The sequence below is a fragment of the Pseudidiomarina andamanensis genome (genome assembly GCF_009734345.1).
GTDB classification, from domain to species: Bacteria; Pseudomonadota; Gammaproteobacteria; order Enterobacterales; family Alteromonadaceae; genus Pseudidiomarina; species Pseudidiomarina andamanensis.
The window spans coordinates 1268273-1285007 of record NZ_CP032551.1 but is presented as its reverse complement, the minus strand read 5'-3'; the positions used below and the strand labels follow the sequence as shown (position 1 = coordinate 1285007).

General features: G+C 46.9%; 17 protein-coding genes and 1 other RNA gene. 12 read left to right on the top strand and 6 right to left on the bottom strand.

The window, feature by feature from the left end; all coding sequences use genetic code 11:
* Positions 1 to 12: 12 nt before the first annotated feature.
* The 5 genes from phoB (at position 13) to D3795_RS06150 (ending at position 3842) form a co-directional block, all read left to right on the top strand.
* Positions 13 to 699, top strand: a complete 687-nt coding sequence (gene phoB, locus D3795_RS06170; protein ID WP_156267127.1) for a phosphate regulon transcriptional regulator PhoB — start codon at positions 13 to 15, stop codon at positions 697 to 699.
* 18 nt (positions 700 to 717) lie between these two features.
* On the top strand, positions 718 to 2016 hold the full coding sequence (gene phoR / locus D3795_RS06165) for a phosphate regulon sensor histidine kinase PhoR (protein WP_156267125.1): 1299 nt from the start codon (positions 718 to 720) through the stop codon (positions 2014 to 2016).
* Between the two features lie 113 nt (positions 2017 to 2129).
* The gene (locus D3795_RS06160) at positions 2130 to 3101 is read left to right on the top strand and encodes a PstS family phosphate ABC transporter substrate-binding protein (protein ID WP_156267123.1); all 972 of its coding nucleotides are present in this window, start codon (positions 2130 to 2132) and stop codon (positions 3099 to 3101) included.
* Positions 3102 to 3222: 121 nt separating this feature from the next.
* The gene (locus tag D3795_RS06155) at positions 3223 to 3396 is read left to right on the top strand and encodes a type II toxin-antitoxin system HicA family toxin (protein ID WP_156267121.1); all 174 of its coding nucleotides are present in this window, start codon (positions 3223 to 3225) and stop codon (positions 3394 to 3396) included.
* A 35-nt stretch (positions 3397 to 3431) separates the two neighbouring features.
* Positions 3432 to 3842, top strand: a complete 411-nt coding sequence (locus tag D3795_RS06150) for a type II toxin-antitoxin system HicB family antitoxin (RefSeq protein ID WP_156267119.1) — start codon at positions 3432 to 3434, stop codon at positions 3840 to 3842.
* 16 nt (positions 3843 to 3858) lie between these two features.
* Here the strand turns inward: D3795_RS06150 and asnC are convergent, their stop codons facing one another.
* Positions 3859 to 4305 carry a transcriptional regulator AsnC gene (gene asnC, locus D3795_RS06145; protein WP_156267117.1) on the bottom strand — a complete coding sequence of 149 codons (447 nt, stop codon included), beginning with the start codon at positions 4303 to 4305 and terminating at the stop codon, positions 3859 to 3861.
* Positions 4306 to 4548: 243 nt separating this feature from the next.
* Here asnC and asnA point away from each other — a divergent pair, with 243 nt between their 5' ends.
* The 5 genes from asnA (at position 4549) to phoU (ending at position 11160) form a co-directional block, all read left to right on the top strand.
* Positions 4549 to 5529, top strand: coding sequence for an aspartate--ammonia ligase (asnA, locus tag D3795_RS06140; protein WP_156267115.1), 981 nt, complete (start codon positions 4549 to 4551; stop codon positions 5527 to 5529).
* Positions 5530 to 5637: 108 nt separating this feature from the next.
* Positions 5638 to 7881 (top strand): ABC transporter permease subunit, encoded by a 2244-nt coding sequence (locus tag D3795_RS06135; protein ID WP_156267113.1) that lies wholly within the window; start codon positions 5638 to 5640, stop codon positions 7879 to 7881.
* Between the two features lie 14 nt (positions 7882 to 7895).
* Entirely contained in the window at positions 7896 to 9551 is a 1656-nt protein-coding gene (gene pstA / locus D3795_RS06130; RefSeq protein ID WP_156267111.1) for a phosphate ABC transporter permease PstA, read from the top strand.
* A 61-nt stretch (positions 9552 to 9612) separates the two neighbouring features.
* Positions 9613 to 10431 carry a phosphate ABC transporter ATP-binding protein PstB gene (pstB, locus tag D3795_RS06125; RefSeq protein ID WP_156267109.1) on the top strand — a complete coding sequence of 273 codons (819 nt, stop codon included), beginning with the start codon at positions 9613 to 9615 and terminating at the stop codon, positions 10429 to 10431.
* Between the two features lie 12 nt (positions 10432 to 10443).
* Positions 10444 to 11160 (top strand): phosphate signaling complex protein PhoU, encoded by a 717-nt coding sequence (gene phoU / locus D3795_RS06120; RefSeq protein ID WP_156267107.1) that lies wholly within the window; start codon positions 10444 to 10446, stop codon positions 11158 to 11160.
* A gap of 47 nt (positions 11161 to 11207) precedes the next feature.
* On the opposite strand, the gene serA is transcribed toward phoU, so the two are convergent.
* Genes serA through D3795_RS06105 form a run of 3 tightly spaced genes read right to left on the bottom strand, consistent with a single transcriptional unit; the run spans position 11208 to position 13759 of the window.
* Positions 11208 to 12464, bottom strand: a complete 1257-nt coding sequence (gene serA, locus D3795_RS06115; protein ID WP_156267105.1) for a phosphoglycerate dehydrogenase — start codon at positions 12462 to 12464, stop codon at positions 11208 to 11210.
* A gap of 2 nt (positions 12465 to 12466) precedes the next feature.
* Positions 12467 to 13129 (bottom strand): ribose-5-phosphate isomerase RpiA, encoded by a 663-nt coding sequence (gene rpiA, locus D3795_RS06110; RefSeq protein WP_156267103.1) that lies wholly within the window; start codon positions 13127 to 13129, stop codon positions 12467 to 12469.
* A gap of 45 nt (positions 13130 to 13174) precedes the next feature.
* Complete coding sequence (locus D3795_RS06105; protein WP_173020999.1) at positions 13175 to 13759, bottom strand: 5-formyltetrahydrofolate cyclo-ligase; 585 nt, start codon at positions 13757 to 13759, stop codon at positions 13175 to 13177.
* Positions 13760 to 13833: 74 nt separating this feature from the next.
* Here D3795_RS06105 and D3795_RS06100 point away from each other — a divergent pair, with 74 nt between their 5' ends.
* Positions 13834 to 15378, top strand: a complete 1545-nt coding sequence (locus D3795_RS06100; RefSeq protein ID WP_310942453.1) for an amidohydrolase family protein — start codon at positions 13834 to 13836, stop codon at positions 15376 to 15378.
* 97 nt (positions 15379 to 15475) lie between these two features.
* Here the strand turns inward: D3795_RS06100 and ssrS are convergent.
* Positions 15476 to 15659, bottom strand: a non-coding RNA gene (ssrS, locus tag D3795_RS06095) — 6S RNA.
* Between the two features lie 14 nt (positions 15660 to 15673).
* Positions 15674 to 15979 carry a cell division protein ZapA gene (locus D3795_RS06090; protein WP_156267097.1) on the bottom strand — a complete coding sequence of 102 codons (306 nt, stop codon included), beginning with the start codon at positions 15977 to 15979 and terminating at the stop codon, positions 15674 to 15676.
* A 138-nt stretch (positions 15980 to 16117) separates the two neighbouring features.
* On the opposite strand from D3795_RS06090, the gene D3795_RS06085 reads away from it, so the two are divergent.
* Positions 16118 to 16705 (top strand): UPF0149 family protein, encoded by a 588-nt coding sequence (locus tag D3795_RS06085; protein ID WP_156267095.1) that lies wholly within the window; start codon positions 16118 to 16120, stop codon positions 16703 to 16705.
* Positions 16706 to 16735 lie beyond the last annotated feature (30 nt).

Sequence of the window (16735 nt, the reverse complement as noted above, 5' to 3'; positions counted from 1 at the left end):
TAGGTGACGCACATGTCCAGAAAGATACTGATTGTTGAAGACGAAGCTCCTATTCGCGAAATGCTGAGCTTCGTCATGGAGCAGCACGGCTATCAAGCCATCGAAGCAGGCGATTACCAGTCAGCGCTAGAGAAAGTTATTGAGCCATTTCCCGATATGATTCTATTGGATTGGATGATTCCTGGTGGTTCAGGTATTCAGTTAGCGAAAAAATTAAAAGGCGATGACTTTACCCGCGCTATTCCAATCATCATGTTAACGGCGCGTGGCGAAGAAGAAGATAAAATTCGCGGCCTTGAAGTTGGTGCTGACGATTACATGACTAAGCCGTTTTCGCCAAAAGAATTGATGGCTCGTATGCGCGCGGTATTCCGTCGAGTTGCACCAACTGCACTTGATGAGCCTTTAGAAGTAGAAGGCTTGCGTCTTGATCCGGTTTCACATCGCGTGACCGCGTTTAATGACCGTCTCGATATGGGACCAACCGAATTTAAATTACTGCACTTCTTTATGACCCACCCTGATCGGGTGTATAGTCGTGAACAGTTATTAGATCATGTTTGGGGAACCAACGTGTATGTGGAAGACCGTACTGTCGATGTTCACATTCGTCGCCTGCGCAAGGCGCTGGAAACGCATGGGCATGATCGTTTGGTACAAACCGTCCGCGGTGTTGGCTATCGTTTCTCAAAAAGTTAAACGGAGCCACTGCTAAGCATGGATCGTCGTTACTCCGTCATATTTATTTTGAAAGGCCTACTGTGGTTTATTGTCCCAGTAGGCTTTTTCGGTTGGTTGCTTGGTTACTTTTGGGCAACATTAGCGCTGTCGCTAATCACGCTGGTGGTTTGGCACTATTACTACCAATACAAACTTGTCGATTGGTTATGGCATCGCCGCACCATGCTGCCACCAAGTGCTCCGGGAAGTTGGAGCTATATCTACGACGGTATTTATCGTACGCAACGTCGTAGTCAACAGCGTCGTCGCGCATTGGCACGATTGCTCCGTCGCTTTCGTGAAGCGTCAGAGGCCATTCCAGATGCCGCGATTGTGTTTCGTAAAGATGGCGGTTTAATTTGGTGTAATAAATTGGGGCAGTTTTACTTCGGTTTAAAATGGCCGGCAGATACTGGCATTCGCCTTTCTAACCTCATTCGCCATCCAGAGTTTATTGCGTATCTGCAAAAGGGCGATTTCAGTGAAGATATTCACTTGGCATCGCCAGTGCGCGAAGACGTTGAGCTCGAAATTCGCATCATGCCTTATAGCGAAGATCAGTACTTATTAATGGCGCGCGATGTCACGCAATTGAAACAACTCGAGCAAATGCGCAAAGATTTCGTCGCTAATGTATCGCACGAACTCAAAACACCGTTAACCGTGCTGCAAGGTTATTTAGAAATGTTGGATGAGCCAGCTTCAATGCCGCCAGCAATGTTAACCAAAGCAGTGACCGATATGCAGGCACAAAGCGAACGCATGCGTAACTTAGTTGATCAACTGTTGTCATTATCACGCATGGATGTACACCGAACTGACATGTTCGATCGCACGGTCAATGTCCCAAACATATTAGATGTTATTCAAAATGATGCTGAGCGTCTCAATCAAGAAAAGCAACATACCTTAACGTTTGATATCGCCGATATTCATATCCATGGCATTGAAGATGAACTACGTAGCGTATTTTCGAACCTGATAACCAATGCTATTCATTACACGCAGCCACACGGAACAATAAAAGTCACGTGGAAAATGGTTGGTCAAGACGCCGAATTTTCAGTCGAAGATAATGGTCCTGGCATTCCAGCTGAGCACGTTGGCCGTTTGACTGAGCGTTTTTATCGCGTTGATAAAGATCGTAATAGTAAGAAGGGCGGTTCGGGCCTCGGCTTAGCCATTGTTCAACAAGCGTTGGAACATCATCATAGTCGTCTGCTGATTGACTCAGTTGTTGGCCGCGGTTCAAAATTCTATTTTCGTATTTCTGAAGAGCTCGTGATAAAAAAATGACACTTTTGTCATAAATGTCACAATACTGTCACATTGACCTACTAAACTTGATTCCAGTTACTGATTACAACCGCCGGTTTTTAACCGGCAAAACATCACGATTGGAGTCAATTATGAAATTCAAATCGGCATTAATTACCGCTGCAGTTGCAGGTTTATTAAGTTTCTCTGCAAGCGCACAAAAAGCAACCGACGACTTACCTGAATATGAAAAAGTAAGTGGTCTTTCAGGCAACTTGTCATCAGTTGGTTCAGATACTCTGGCAAACATGATGACGTTCTGGTCTGAAGAATTTAAGCGTTTATATCCAAACGTCAACATGCAAATTCAAGCAGCTGGCTCTTCAACTGCGCCACCAGCATTGACTGAAGGTACTTCGAACTTTGGCCCTATGAGCCGTGCCATGAAAGCGAAAGAAATTGAAGCTTTCGAAAAGCGTCACGGTTACAAACCAACCCCAGTTCGCGTTGCGATTGATGCTTTAGCAGTATTCGCACATAAAGATAACCCAATTGAAGGTTTAACTATTGCTGAAGTTGACGCCATCTTCTCAAGCACTCGTCTGTGTGGCGCTACTGAAGAAGTTCGTCGTTGGGGCGACTTAGGTTTGACTGGCAGTTGGGAAAACCGCGACTTGCAAATCTACGGTCGTAACTCGGTATCAGGTACCTACGGTTACTTTAAAGAAGTAGCATTGTGTGACGGCGACTTCCGTAACAACGTGAACGAGCAGCCAGGTTCAGCGTCAGTGGTTCAGTCAGTTTCAACCTCATTGAACGCCATTGGTTACTCAGGTATCGGCTACATGACTTCTGGCGTGAAAACTGTGCCATTAGCAGTTGAAGAAGGTTCAGAGTTCATCGAAGCAAGCACTGAGAACGCATTAGCTGGTAAGTACCCACTGTCTCGCTTCTTGTACGTTTACGTGAACAAGCACCCGAACAAGCCACTTGACCCAGCAACTGCAGAATTCTTGAAAATGGTTCTGTCTAAAACTGGTCAGCAAATTGTCGACAAAGACGGCTACATTCCAGTACCGAAAATTGTTGTTGAGCAAGAGCTTGAGCGTTTAGGCTTAAACTAAACCGATCATTCTGAAACCCTAAAAAGCCCTCTAACCTTTTGGTTTGAGGGTTTTTTTGTATTAAAAATTGACAAGGTAAACATTTTTGTTTACCTTTGTTGTTTCTAGGCAAGGAGGCCACATGAAACAAAGTGAATTTCGGCGCTGGTTAGAGAAACACGGCGTCGAAGTGAGGCAAGGAACGAATCATCTAAAGCTTTATTACCAAGGTAGGCAAAGTGTCATGCCCAGGCACCCAAGTAAGGAAATTGGTGAGAATTTACGTAAAGCCATAATCAAGCAACTTGGGCTGTAATGACCGACATTTGGGAATAACTTTGGAGTCTTAAAATGAAATATCCCGTATCTATTGAGAAAGATGGCCAGACTTTTATGGCCCGATTTGTAGATATTCCAGAGGCATTAACCTGTGGCGATACCTATGAGGAAGCACTGCAAGAAGCACAAGATGCACTATTAACAGCGTTTGAGTTTTATTTTGAAGATCAGCGTCCTGTTCCGATGCCGTCGCCCTTGGAAGATCGAGCTTATGTCACTGTCCCCGCAAGTGTTTGGGCAAAAGTTCTTTTGTTAAATACCATGTTGACTGAACGCGTTACTCAAGCTGAGTTGGCAAAGCGCATAGGTAGCCGCAAGCAGGAAATGCAGCGCATTATTAACTTGGGTCACAATACAAAAATCGATACGCTTAACAAAGCGCTAGAAGCTATGGGTAAGCATTTAAACATATCCGTTTCTTAGAAGTCATACTCAGCAATTAAACTTGAATTTGTCGCATGATGGGCTGCTGTAACGAAATCAACGTTTCAGTAGCCTGAATTTCCTCAATTGGTTGAATTTCTTCAATTAACAAACGTTGAAGATCATCTATTGAGTGCACCATTACTTTAATAAAAATACTATATTGTCCAGTGGTGTAGTGGGCTTCAACAACTTCAGGCAAAACTTTCAATTTGGCTAGAGCGCTAGGATAATCACCCGCACGCGCTAAATTGATACCAATAAAGCAGCAAACGTCATACCCAAGTTTACGCGGGTCGACATGAATGTGCGTTCCCGTAATAATCCCAGCCTGCCGAAGTTTCTCAATGCGAACATGAATTGTCGCCGGACTCACCCCTTCAACTTTTGCGATTTCAGCATAAGAAACCCGCGCATTTTCCTGCAACGTCGAAATTATCGCTCTATCCAAATCATCGATCATCTAATTCCCACCCATTTTTCACCACTAGAATTAAACAATATCTAATATAAAAGCCAATTAAAAGATTAATTTCATCTCCAAAAGCTAAATTAAATAGACGGTATTGAGGTTATTGTCTTTTGTGTTTTATTTTATCTTGTCTTTAACGAACAGCGCAGCACACAAACAGCGAAGCGCACGACCACCGAACAACGACTAACGAACAACGAATAACGAACAACGTTCTTCGTTTAAAGAGGCCCTATGCTCAAGCACCAACAACAAACCGCCCAACTCAAACAACGCTTCACCGACTTACTCTGTGAAAAGCTCAACCTAACCGAAGTTCAAGCCCCGCTGATGGTGCGGAAAAACTCAGGCCTACAGGATAATTTAAGCGGCTATGAGAAAGCTGTGTCTGTGTTCGTTCGTGCACAGCAACAAGAGTATGAAATTGTGCATTCATTAGCGAAATGGAAACGCAGTGCGTTGGCACATTACGAATGCTCGGTTGGCGAAGGCATAGTCGCACAAATGCGAGCCATTCGAGCCGATGAAGAGCAACTCAGTGAGCGGCATAGCGTTCTGGTTGAACAATGGGATTGGGAGCAAGTGATTCTTCCTAGCGACCGCACACTAGAAACACTAAAAGCAACGGTTGCTAAAATTTACTCTGGGTTAAGGCAGCTCTACATGGAATTTAACCCAGAGTATCAAACGCATTTGGCCGAAGAAGTTGTGTTTATTCACTCCGAACAATTGCGACAAATGTATCCGCAATTGACACCAAAGCAACGTGAAGCTGAATTCACAAAGCTGCATAAAGCTATATTCATCATCGGTATTGGTGGCGAGCTGGCAGATGGAACCGTTCACGATAGTCGAGCGCCGGACTATGATGATTGGAGCACAGCAACCGAAACAGAATATGCCGGGTTAAATGGCGATTTATTGGTTTGGCATAGTGCGATAAACGATGCGCTTGAGTTATCATCTATGGGTGTTCGGGTAGACGCAGGCGCGTTAGAACATCAAGTTCAAGTGCGCTCATGCGAGTCAATATTGCAGCAAGCATGGCATCAGCAACTACTGCAGAGTGAATTGCCTGAGTGCATCGGCGGTGGTATTGGTCAGTCGCGGGTTGCCATGTGGGTTCTGAATTTAGCGCACATAAAATTCACCCAGGCGCCGGAAATTTTATGCGGCGAAGAGCCAGGCAGAGCCTCACTTTTAAGCGTTGCATGACAGAAAAATGTCAGGAATATGACAACACTGTAACAATACTGTCATAGAACGCGTCTATACTATGCTGCAATTAGTTTATGGTATTCATTTAATCTTAAAGAGGCAGCAATGGCGGCATCACAACGTGCAGAGTTGGGAGCCAGTAATGTGCGATTGATTAAAGACAAAGCCGCACGCTGGGGGGTTACTCTCGGCGGCGGTTTAGTTCTAATTGCACTGCTACTGATTTTCTTTTACTTGTTATATGTGGTTGAACCGATCTTCCGTGGTGTCGAAATCGAACACCAGCAGTCGTTCTCTATACCTGGCCAGGGCCAAACCGCGGCAATGGGAATGGAAGAACAATCGGAAATTGGCTTTCGATTCAGTGATTCTGGTGAATTAAACTTCTTCGCATTGAAGCAGAAGCCAGGCACCGACTGGCAACCTGGACAAGTGTTGTTGTCAGAACAAGTCGCAGAGCAACCGACCGCATTTGCCGCAACTCAGCCGCAAAGTAAACGTTATGCTTATGCTGTGGCAAACGGCCAGGTTCGAGTGATTGAGCCTAAATTCCGTAGCCAATTTAAGAATGGCCAACGCTTTACCACGCCAGCAATCGGTTATGCCAACGATGGCGAACTTGTTCAAGTGGACCCTGAGCAACGTACGCTCACGCAGTTAGCTTATGAGTTTGACGGTGAGTCGCAACTGTTTGCCGCGGTAACGGCCGATCAAAAGATCATCGTTAACTATTTGCAGGCAAGCAAAAGCTTTCTGACCGGTACCGTCGAGTTAAAGTCTAAATTCTCTGAGCTACCGCTCAACGGTTCTGTCGACAACATTAAAGTGACGCCAGACTTGCGCCAAGTTTTTGTACGCCAAGGTAATCGCTTTTATGTCTACGATGTTTCAAGAACGGGCAACGTCAGCGAGCGCCAATTACTGACAATTGATCGTCGCCGTTTTGGTGAAATCACCAGTATGCAATTATTGGCTGGCTCAAGCTCAATTATGTTTGGGCATAGCAACGGCTTGATCACACAGTGGTTTGAAGTTGCGGGAGAAAATGGTCGCCAATACCAATACATTCGCGAATTCAAAGCAGGTAATTCGGCTATTACCGACATTGTGGCGGAATACTACCGTCGCACCTTTTATAGCATCTCTGAGACTGGCGAAGTTGGCGTATTCCACACAACGTCGGAAGCCGACCTCTATTTCTCGCACATTGACAACTTAGATGCCGAGCGCGTTGTTATTGACCCGCGTGCGAACACGTTGTTGATGCAAAGCGGCGAGCAGTTACATACCTTCAAACTCGAAAACGAGCACCCTGAAGTCACTTGGAGTGGTATCTGGCAAGAAGTCTGGTACGAGGGTTACCCTGAGCCACAGTATGTGTGGCAATCCACTTCGGGTTCAGATGATTTCGAACCGAAATTTAGCTTAGTTCCGATTTCATTCGGGACAATTAAAGCAGCCGCGTATGCCATGTTGTTTGCGGTGCCAATTGGCTTAGCAGCCGCGGTGTATACAGCTTACTTTATGTCGCCAAGTGTACGTAAAGTGGTGAAGCCTACCGTTGAGATTATGGAAGCATTGCCGACGGTTATCTTAGGTTTCTTGGCGGGACTTTGGCTGGCGCCAATTATCGAGCAGTATTTACCCGGCATTGTCGCGACGATTGTTCTTGTGCCGCTTGCTATTGTGCTGTTTGCAGCACTAAGCAGCGTATTACCGAAAGATTGGCGCAATCGCTTCACCGATGGCCGTGCAGCGTTGGTGCTGTTGCCAGTGGTAGCGTTTGTTGGCTGGTTCTCATTTGAAATGTCGCCATGGGTTGAGCGCGTACTGTTTGATGGCAACGTGCGTCAATATATTACCAACGAACTCGGCATTACCTTCGACCAACGCAACTCGTTAGTTGTTGGTATCGCAATGGGCTTTGCCGTTATTCCAACTATTTTCTCGATTGCCGAAGATGCGGTGTTCAGTGTGCCGAAACACTTGTCGAATGGGTCATTGGCGCTTGGTGCGACAACCTGGCAAACCTTGACCAAGGTCGTGTTACTCACCGCTAGCCCAGGTATTTTCTCGGCCGTGATGATGGGCTTGGGCCGTGCCGTGGGTGAAACCATGATCGTGCTGATGGCTACCGGTAATACGCCAATTATGGACTGGAATATTTTCGAAGGAATGCGCACGCTCTCGGCGAATATCGCTGTTGAGATGCCAGAATCAGAAGTGGGTAGTTCGCACTACCGTATCTTGTTCTTGGCCGCATTTGTCTTGTTTGTTTTCACTTTCGTGTTTAATACGCTCGCCGAACTTGTGCGCCAGCGTTTACGCGAAAAATATAGCTCGATGTAAGCGTGAGGATGTCCATGAATAAATGGTTTAAAACAGGAAAACCGTATATTTGGCTTACCGCGGGCGCAGTCAGTGTCAGCCTTATCGCCGTACTCGGATTACTTGCACTCATTGCTTGGCGAGGCTTGTCATTCTTCTGGCCAGCAGCCATTCACGAAGTAGAAGTACGAGCCAATGATGGTAGTACTCAAGTGATTATCGGTGAAGTATACGATCGTGAGGAAATTCCAATCGAACGCCTACAAGAATCTGGCGTTACTTTGGAAGGTTTTGAGGGTGAAACACTCGAACGCCAACTATTTAAAGTGGGTAACCGTGAATTTGTACCGCTCGACTTTATGTGGGTAATGAAACCGCAGATTATTCGCGACGAAACACCAGCTAATCTCGCGGTTATCGAGCGCTCAAAAGACGGCAACTTCTACGGTTATGTTGTTGATGTACTCGAAAACGGTGAGTCGGTTGCAACATCTGACAATTTACGAGACGTGCTATTTGAGCGTATCGAACGCGCTGTTGAACTCAACGAAAAAGCCAGCGAGCTTCAACAGGGCCCAATAGGTGCAATTAACTACGAATTGAATCAGTTGCGCCTAGAAAGTCGTGCACTTGAACTCGAAGGTCAATTGACCGAGGCTGAAAAACAGCGAATTGCCGACGAAGAGCAAGCGTTGCGCGAGTCCTATAAAGAGCTTGAAAAGGAATTGTTTGCATATCGCGAAGCTGCGAGTCGCGACACGGTTGTTATGAAAGACATGCGTGGCATGGAAGTGAAGCTACCAATGTATCGTGTGCTTGATGCGACGTTCCCGAATGATATGGGCTTGTTCAGCAAAATCGGTCACTTCTTCGTACAAATTGGTAAATTTGTATCAGAAGACCCGCGTGAAGCGAATACAGAAGGCGGCGTATTCCCAGCCATTTTCGGTACCGTCTTCATGGTGTTGTTGATGTCCGTGATTGTGACGCCATTTGGTGTGATCGCCGCCGTTTATTTGCACGAATACGCGGGTAAAAACGCCGTCACGCGATTGATTCGTATTGCGGTGATCAACCTCGCGGGTGTGCCGTCGATTGTTTATGGGGTATTTGGCTTAGGTTTCTTTGTATACATGGTCGGCGGGTCACTTGACCAAATCTTCTATCCAGAAGCGTTGCCAAGCCCAACCTTTGGTACGCCAGGCGTGATGTGGTCGGCAATTACCTTAGCGATTTTGACCTTACCGGTGGTGATTGTTTCTACCGAAGAAGGCTTGTCGCGCATTCCAAGCACACTTCGTGAAGGGAGCTTGGCGTTGGGTGCAACTAAAGCTGAAACCTTGTGGCGAATTATCTTACCCATGGCATCGCCAGCAATTATGACAGGTTTGATTCTTGCTGTAGCACGTGCTGCAGGTGAAGTAGCGCCTCTCATGTTGGTTGGTGTGGTGAAGTCGGCACCGATGTTGCCGGTGGACGGGAACTTCCCGTACTTCCACTTAGACCGTAAGTTTATGCACTTAGGTTTCCATATTTATGATGTGGGCTTCCAAAGTCCAAACGTTGAGGCAGCGCGTCCATTGGTTTACGCCACCTCATTCTTATTGGTTACCGTCATTGTTGGTTTGAATTTAACCGCGATAGGCGTGCGTAACCATTTACGTGAAAAATATCGTTCGCTTGAACATTAATTGTGACAACACAGATTAATAGTGAAGCGTTTATAAATTTTAGGGCAGAAGGTTAACTACTATGATTTCGGTAACTCCGAATGCTAGCAATGTCGAGTCGTTAGACTTAGAAAATTTGACGCCTGAGCAAACAGCGTTAGAAATTCGCAATTTGAATTTGCACTACGGCGAAGCTCAAGCGCTGTATGATATCTCAATGAACATTCCGAAGAATCGCGTTACCGCATTTATCGGACCATCAGGCTGTGGTAAATCAACATTATTGCGCTGCATTAATCGCATGAACGATTTGGTTGAAATTTGCAGCGTGAAAGGTGAAATCTTGTTGCATGACAAGAACATCTACGACAAGAATGTGGATGTTGCTGAGTTGCGTCGCCGTGTTGGTATGGTATTCCAGCGCCCGAACCCATTCCCGAAATCAATCTATGAAAACGTGGTTTACGGAATGCGCTTACAAGGCGTAAACGACCGTCGTACACTTGACGAAGTGGTTGAGCGCTCGCTTAAAGGTGCAGCGTTATGGGATGAAGTAAAAGATCGTCTCAACGAATCAGCATTTGGCTTATCTGGTGGTCAGCAACAGCGTTTGGTTATCGCGCGCGCCATTGCGATTGAGCCAGAAGTATTGTTGTTGGATGAACCAACGTCAGCATTGGATCCAATTTCAACGCTAACCATCGAAGAGCTCATCACCGAGCTGAAAGAAAAGTACACTGTGGTTATCGTCACACACAACATGCAACAAGCTGCACGGGTGTCTGATCAAACAGCGTTTATGTACATGGGTAAACTGATTGAGTACGCTGATACCAATACGTTGTTTACCACGCCAGCGCAAAAACAAACGGAAGACTACATTACCGGTCGTTACGGTTAATAGGAGCAGGCAATGGATAAAATGAATATGAGCCGGCATATTTCCGGTAAATTTAATGAAGAGCTTGAAGCGGTTCGTAACCAAGTACTCAATATGGGTGGTTTGGTTGAGCAACAACTGCGTGATTCATTGCATGCCATCGAGAAGTCTGATCATGAAATGGCTGAGCAAATTCTTCAGCGCGATTACAAAATTAACGCACTTGAAGTACAAATTGATGAAGCTTGTGTGCAGATCATTGCGAAACGCCAGCCAGCGGCGAGCGACTTGCGATTGATTATTGCTATCTTCAAAACCATCTCAGATCTTGAGCGTATTGGTGATGAAGCCGAGCGCATTGCTCGCGTTGCATTAGAGAGCTTCAACAACGATCAGCAGCAGTTTTTGGTGAGCCTTGAGAATCTTGGTCAGCAAGTTCTAGCGATGTTACAAGGCGTGCTGGATGCGTTTGCGCGTATGGATTTAAACGCCGCATTCGAGGTGCATCAAATGGATGCGCAAGCCGACCGTCAATATGAAGCACTCACACGTCAGTTGATGACCTATATGATGGAAGATCCACGCGGTATTCCAAAGGTGATGAACGTACTGTGGTCAGCACGTTCACTCGAGCGCATCGGTGACCGTTGCCAGAACATTGCTGAGTACATTATTTTCTTTGTGAAAGGAAAAGATGTCCGTCACGTTTCACCAGAATCGATGGAACAAACGGTCAAAGGCAAGCAATAAGCAAAATATTAAGATGAAAAGCCGATGCACTGCATCGGCTTTTTTAATTAATACAGCACCCGCGCTTTAATCGTGCCTTCAATATTGCGCATGGCAATGAGTAAATCGTCGGCGATGGTACTTTTCGGTGGCGTTTCAATATCAATGACCACATAACCAACCTTGCTGTCGGTTTGTAGATACTGACCGGATACGTTGATGTTCTGTTCAGCCAATATTTGGTTAATGCGCGTGAGCATACCTGGTCGGTTTTGGTGAATATGCAGCAAGCGGCGCGAACCTTCATGCGCAGGCAATGCAACTTCCGGGAAATTCACCGCCGATAAGGTCGAGCCGTTATCGGAATAACGCACCAGTTTGCCCGCCACTTCAATACCAATGTTTTCTTGAGCTTCTTCAGTTGAGCCACCAATGTGAGGTGTCAAAATACAGCTGTCGATACCGCGAAGAGGCGATTCAAATTGCTCATCATTGCCTTTCGGTTCAACTGGGAACACGTCAATGGCAGCACCAGCCAAATGCTCTGACTTAAGGGCATCAGCCAGCGCGTTGATTTTTACCACCGTACCGCGTGAGGCGTTAATTAACACCGAGCCAGGCTTCATTTTTGCCAACTGCTCAGCGCCAATCATCCATTGCGTTTGCGGCGTTTCAGGCACGTGCAGAGTTACCACATCTGCTTGCTTTAACAAATCATCAAGACGCCGCACTTGCAATGCGTTACCAAGTGATAATTTAGTTTCAATATCGTAGTAACGCACCTGCATGCCGAGTTGCTCAGCAAGAATACTCAATTGGCTACCGATATGACCGTAGCCGATAATACCAAGTACCTTACCGCGTGCTTCAAAAGAGCCTTTGGCTGCTTTGTCCCAGCCACCGCGGTGCGCTACGGCATTCTTTTGCGGAATACGGCGCAGCAACATGATGATTTCAGCGAGCACAAGCTCCGCGACACTGCGCGTATTTGAGAATGGGGCATTGAATACCACCACGCCGTTATCGCGTGCTGCTTCAAGATCAACTTGATTAGTACCAATACAAAAGCAGCCAACCGCAGCCAGTTTATCGGCGGCAGCAAATACTTTCGGGGTTAATTGTGTGCGTGAGCGAATACCTAAAAAATGAACGTCTTTAATCGCTTCACAGAGCTCATCTTCATTCAATGATGTTTTGAGCGCCTTAATATTGGTGTACCCATGTTGTTTGAGTACTTCAATGGCGCTGTCGTGCACACCTTCAAGTAACAATATTTGAATGCGTTCTTTAGCAAGCGATACTTGCGGTGTTGCCGAGGTATTCATAGCTACTCCATGAATTGCAAGCCGTTAGGGCTTGCGATGATTGCAATATTGGCGCCACGTTTAGCAAAGAGACCGTTGGTGACCACACCGACAATACTATTCAATTGTTGCTCAAGTTGAACAGGGTCTAAGATATCAAAGTTGTGAATATCGAGAATGATATTGCCGTTATCCGTCACAAACCCTTGGCGCCAAACTGGGTCGCCACCAAGCTTCACAATTTCACGAGCCACATAAGAACGCGCCATTGGAATCACTTCAACGGGAATTGGGAATGAGCCAAGACGACCAACAACTTTACTTTCATCGGCAATACACACGAATTTATCAGCAACCGCAGCAATAATTTTTTCGCGGGTTAATGCGCCACCGCCACCTTTGACCATGCGCATGTGCTCATCAATTTCATCGGCGCCATCAACATAAACCGGCAAGTCAGCCACATTGTTTAGCTCAACCACTTCAATGCCGTGGGCTTTTAAACGCTCGGTGGAAGCTTCTGAGCTTGATACCGCGGCTTCAATGTCGTGCTTCATCGTGGCAAGGGCATCAATAAAGAAATTAACGGTGGAACCGGTGCCCACACCAACAATTGTGTTCGGTTGAATGTATTTCAGGGCGGCTTCAGCGGCTTGCTTTTTCAGTTGGTCTTGCGAGGTGGTCATGACGGTATCCATAGTCAGTTGTCTATGGCCGATTATTATACAGTTTTAGGCTCGAAAATCCCACACTTTCGAGGGTGTTATCACCATTTGCAAAGGCACATCCCAGGGTTGTACCGGTAATTCATCAACGTACTGGCAATCCAGCGCCAAACCAATCGGCATGAGGTTAACCCTGCCTTGTCGCCACGCACTCAAAGTTCGGTCATAAAACCCGCCGCCCATACCCATGCGATTGCCGTGCGCATCAAAACCGACCAGCGGCACCAATAGTATAGTGATATGCCCTAGTGGCGTGACATGCCGTACATCTAATTCCGGTTCCGGAATACCAAAACGATTATGCGTCCACTTCGTGGTTTGGTTTAATTGCATAAACAGCAAGTGCCCAGCGCGAAAAGGGTGAAGAATTGGTAATGACAATTGATGGTTATGCGCCATGAGTTGCTCGTTGATCGCGTGGGTGGGCAGCTCAGCTTTCACACTAAAATAACTGCCAATTTGGCAAGGCTGCTGCAGCTCGGGCAACTGTAGTAAGTGGTTGCCTACCTGCAACGCCGCTTCATCGCGGGCTGCGCTAGATAGACTGGCGCGTGCGTCGAGTAGTTGTCGGCGTAATTGCTGTTGAGCCACGGCGCTGATATCCTTGCGAAAACGCATAATTAAAATAATAGTGAGTGCTTACCATGATACGCCAATTTCTTTGCATGTTAACCCTTTCAGTCGCGTTCAGCGCGACGGTACAGGCAGCACCGCCGAAAGCGCCTGAGCGCGGCGAGCAAGGTGCCGGACCATACGACCGACTCATCATTCGCGGTGCAACGCTGATTAACGGTGAAGGGGCACCACCGCAAGGCCCTGTGGATATCGTGATTGAAGATGATCGCATTGTGAATGTGGTCAGCGTGGGTTACCCAGGTGTACCCATTAAAGATAAAGGACGCCCAATTGCTGGTCCAAAAGACCAAGAAATTGATGCCCATGGCAAGTACGTGTTGCCTGGTTTTATTGATATGCATGGCCACATTGGCGGTTCAGCCGAAGGCATTCCAGCAGAATATGTACTCAAGCTATGGCTTGCTCACGGTATTACCACCGTGCGTGAACCGGGCAGTTTTAACGGCTTAGATTGGACCAAATGGCATCAACAACAAGCTGAGAAAAATGCCATTGTTTCACCACGCATTATTCCATATGCCGGCTTCGGCATGGGCGCGGAAGAGCCGATTTTTAATGGCGAACAGGCGCGTGATTGGGTGCGCAGCATCAAGCGTCAAGGCGCCTCCGGTATTAAGTTCTTCGGAGCAACGCCCAAAGTGATGGCAGCAGCACTAGATGAAGCTCAAAAGCAAAATCTAGGCACCATGATGCATCATGCGCAGCTGAATGTGGTGCGCACCAGCGTGATTGACTCGGCTCGCTTAGGCCTTGGTAGCATGGAACACTGGTACGGTTTACCTGAAGCGTTGTTCACTGGGCAGCGTATTCAGAATTATCCAGCCGACTATAACTACAACAACGAGCAGGATCGTTTCCGCGAAGCAGGACGCTTATGGGCGCAAGCGGCAGAGCCTGGTTCTGAGCAGTGGAACAAAGTACGTGATGAGCTGATTGCGCTTGATTTCACCATCAACCCAACGCTGACCATTTATGAAGCAAGCCGAGATCTCATGCGTGAACGCCGCGCGATTTGGCACGAAGAATATACGCTGCCGCAGTTGTGGGAATTCTTTACGCCAAGCCGTTACGCGCACGGCTCATATTGGTTTGATTGGACCACCGACGAAGAAGTTGCATGGCGCAAAAACTACCAGCTGTGGATGACCTTCTTGAACGATTTCAAAAACCATGGTGGTCGGGTAACGACAGGTTCTGACGCAGGCTATATCTACAAAATTTACGGATTCGGCTACATTCGTGAGCTCGAACTTCTTCGCGAAGCCGGTTTTAATGCCCTTGAAGTCATTCAATCCGCGACCTTAAACGGCGCCGAAGCACTTGGTCTTGAAGACGAAATTGGCAGTGTGGTACCGGGCAAGAAAGCGGATCTCATCATCGTTGATGAGAACCCTCTAGCGAACTTCAAAGTGTTGTACGGGACAGGTCACTACAAGCTGGATGAAAATAATCAGCCGATGCGCACGAAGGGCATTCGCTACACCATTAAAGATGGCATCATCTACGACGCCCAACAACTCCTCGCCGACGTCCGCGAAATAGTGAAAAGCGAAAAGCAAAAACAAAAGCGTTAATCGTTACTAGTTATTCGTTATTCGAAAAAGACAAAACAATCTTGTACGAATAACGAATAACGAATAACGAATAACGAATAACGGTTTTCGAAAGGGGTGACTACCCGGAATGCCGCTGCGTGCCTTGGCCCTTGAACCCACTGGTTCAAGGCGGGGCGCAATTGAAACGGCCGCAGGCTTCTCGATACTAGTCGAGCTTGCTCAATAGCCGCCCAGTGAGCCCCTTTACTGCTAGCATCGGCTCAGGGACATCGGCGTGCTGGCGCACATCCCAGGCAGTCATAATATGGGTATTTTAACGTCCGGGGCGCTGTTCCGCCATGACTTGTTCAAGAGTTTCTTGCAGGAGTTTTAATTTTTCTTCGAGATCAGCGATGCGTTGCTGCTGACGTTTCTCTTCTTGCGCAAATTCATGGCACAAATTTAACCCGGCCATCACTGCAATCTGCTCAGGATTCGACAACTTGGTGTTGGTACGAATCGTTTCCAGCTTATTATTCAAGCGATCAGCAGCCTGCTGCAAAGCAACTTCTTGCCCCGGTGGGCAATTTACCTTGTAGTGACGTTCCATTAATCTTATGTCCATGGCGCGTTGAGTCATGCCGCTTCCTCTGTGCTTGTACTATTCTTATGCTTGGAATTAGCCATATTATGGCACGTCCTACGGGGTTTTGTCAGCTAGCCTGAATAGCTTTGCAATGGTAGGATGTGCGTAAAGAACGTAAAGAGTACAGTGATTATGTCAGAAATTGGTAGCAGCTCTGCTAACCCGTTAAGTTATGACCGTTTAACCGAGTTTTTCGAGCAAAACGGAATTTTGTCTAATGCCGCCGAAGTGCACGGCATTCTCACCGGCATGATTGCTGGCGGCGCCAGTGTTGAAGGTGATGATTGGTTATTGCTGCTCAGCGACCTGATTCACGAAGGCCAGTCTTTCAAACCTGTCGTGCGCGAGCGCGTTACTGAAATGGCTGCCGATATCTGTGCCAGTATGCGTGACCCCGATTTAGGTTTTAACTTACTACTGCCAAGTGATCATGAATCGCTGTTTGAACGTTTATCAAGCATGATTGGCTGGGTGCAGTCGTTTTTGGTGGGCTTTGGCGTGAACCAGACGAACCTTACTGGACTTTCAGAAGATGTTCGCGAAGTGATTGACGACATGGTTGAAATTGCCAAGCTCGATTTCGCGGTGGATGAAGACGAAGAGGCCGAGCGCGCTTATTTTGAGGTAGTCGAGTATTTGCGCATTTCTGCCATGTTATGCTTCAACGAGCTTGGCCTAAAAGCAGGTGCCGGTTGCGCCACCAACAAGGTTTTGCACTAGTACCTCATGAGCGCATGAGTCACATATCCA

Excerpts from the sequence above, each read along its gene's own strand:
- pstB (WP_156267109.1), top strand. The coding sequence starts at position 9,613 with ATGATTTCGGTAACTCCGAATGCTAGCAATGTCGAGTCGTTAGACTTA.
- D3795_RS06160 (WP_156267123.1), top strand. The coding sequence starts at position 2,130 with ATGAAATTCAAATCGGCATTAATTACCGCTGCAGTTGCAGGTTTATTA.
- D3795_RS06135 (WP_156267113.1), top strand. The coding sequence starts at position 5,638 with ATGGCGGCATCACAACGTGCAGAGTTGGGAGCCAGTAATGTGCGATTG.
- rpiA (WP_156267103.1), bottom strand. The coding sequence starts at position 13,129 with ATGACCACCTCGCAAGACCAACTGAAAAAGCAAGCCGCTGAAGCCGCC.
- D3795_RS06155 (WP_156267121.1), top strand. The coding sequence starts at position 3,223 with ATGAAACAAAGTGAATTTCGGCGCTGGTTAGAGAAACACGGCGTCGAA.
- asnA (WP_156267115.1), top strand. The coding sequence starts at position 4,549 with ATGCTCAAGCACCAACAACAAACCGCCCAACTCAAACAACGCTTCACC.
- D3795_RS06150 (WP_156267119.1), top strand. The coding sequence starts at position 3,432 with ATGAAATATCCCGTATCTATTGAGAAAGATGGCCAGACTTTTATGGCC.
- pstA (WP_156267111.1), top strand. The coding sequence starts at position 7,896 with ATGAATAAATGGTTTAAAACAGGAAAACCGTATATTTGGCTTACCGCG.
- phoU (WP_156267107.1), top strand. The coding sequence starts at position 10,444 with ATGGATAAAATGAATATGAGCCGGCATATTTCCGGTAAATTTAATGAA.
- D3795_RS06090 (WP_156267097.1), bottom strand. The coding sequence starts at position 15,979 with ATGACTCAACGCGCCATGGACATAAGATTAATGGAACGTCACTACAAG.
- serA (WP_156267105.1), bottom strand. The coding sequence starts at position 12,464 with ATGAATACCTCGGCAACACCGCAAGTATCGCTTGCTAAAGAACGCATT.
- phoB (WP_156267127.1), top strand. The coding sequence starts at position 13 with ATGTCCAGAAAGATACTGATTGTTGAAGACGAAGCTCCTATTCGCGAA.
- D3795_RS06100 (WP_310942453.1), top strand. The coding sequence starts at position 13,834 with ATGTTAACCCTTTCAGTCGCGTTCAGCGCGACGGTACAGGCAGCACCG.
- D3795_RS06085 (WP_156267095.1), top strand. The coding sequence starts at position 16,118 with ATGTCAGAAATTGGTAGCAGCTCTGCTAACCCGTTAAGTTATGACCGT.
- phoR (WP_156267125.1), top strand. The coding sequence starts at position 718 with ATGGATCGTCGTTACTCCGTCATATTTATTTTGAAAGGCCTACTGTGG.
- asnC (WP_156267117.1), bottom strand. The coding sequence starts at position 4,305 with ATGATCGATGATTTGGATAGAGCGATAATTTCGACGTTGCAGGAAAAT.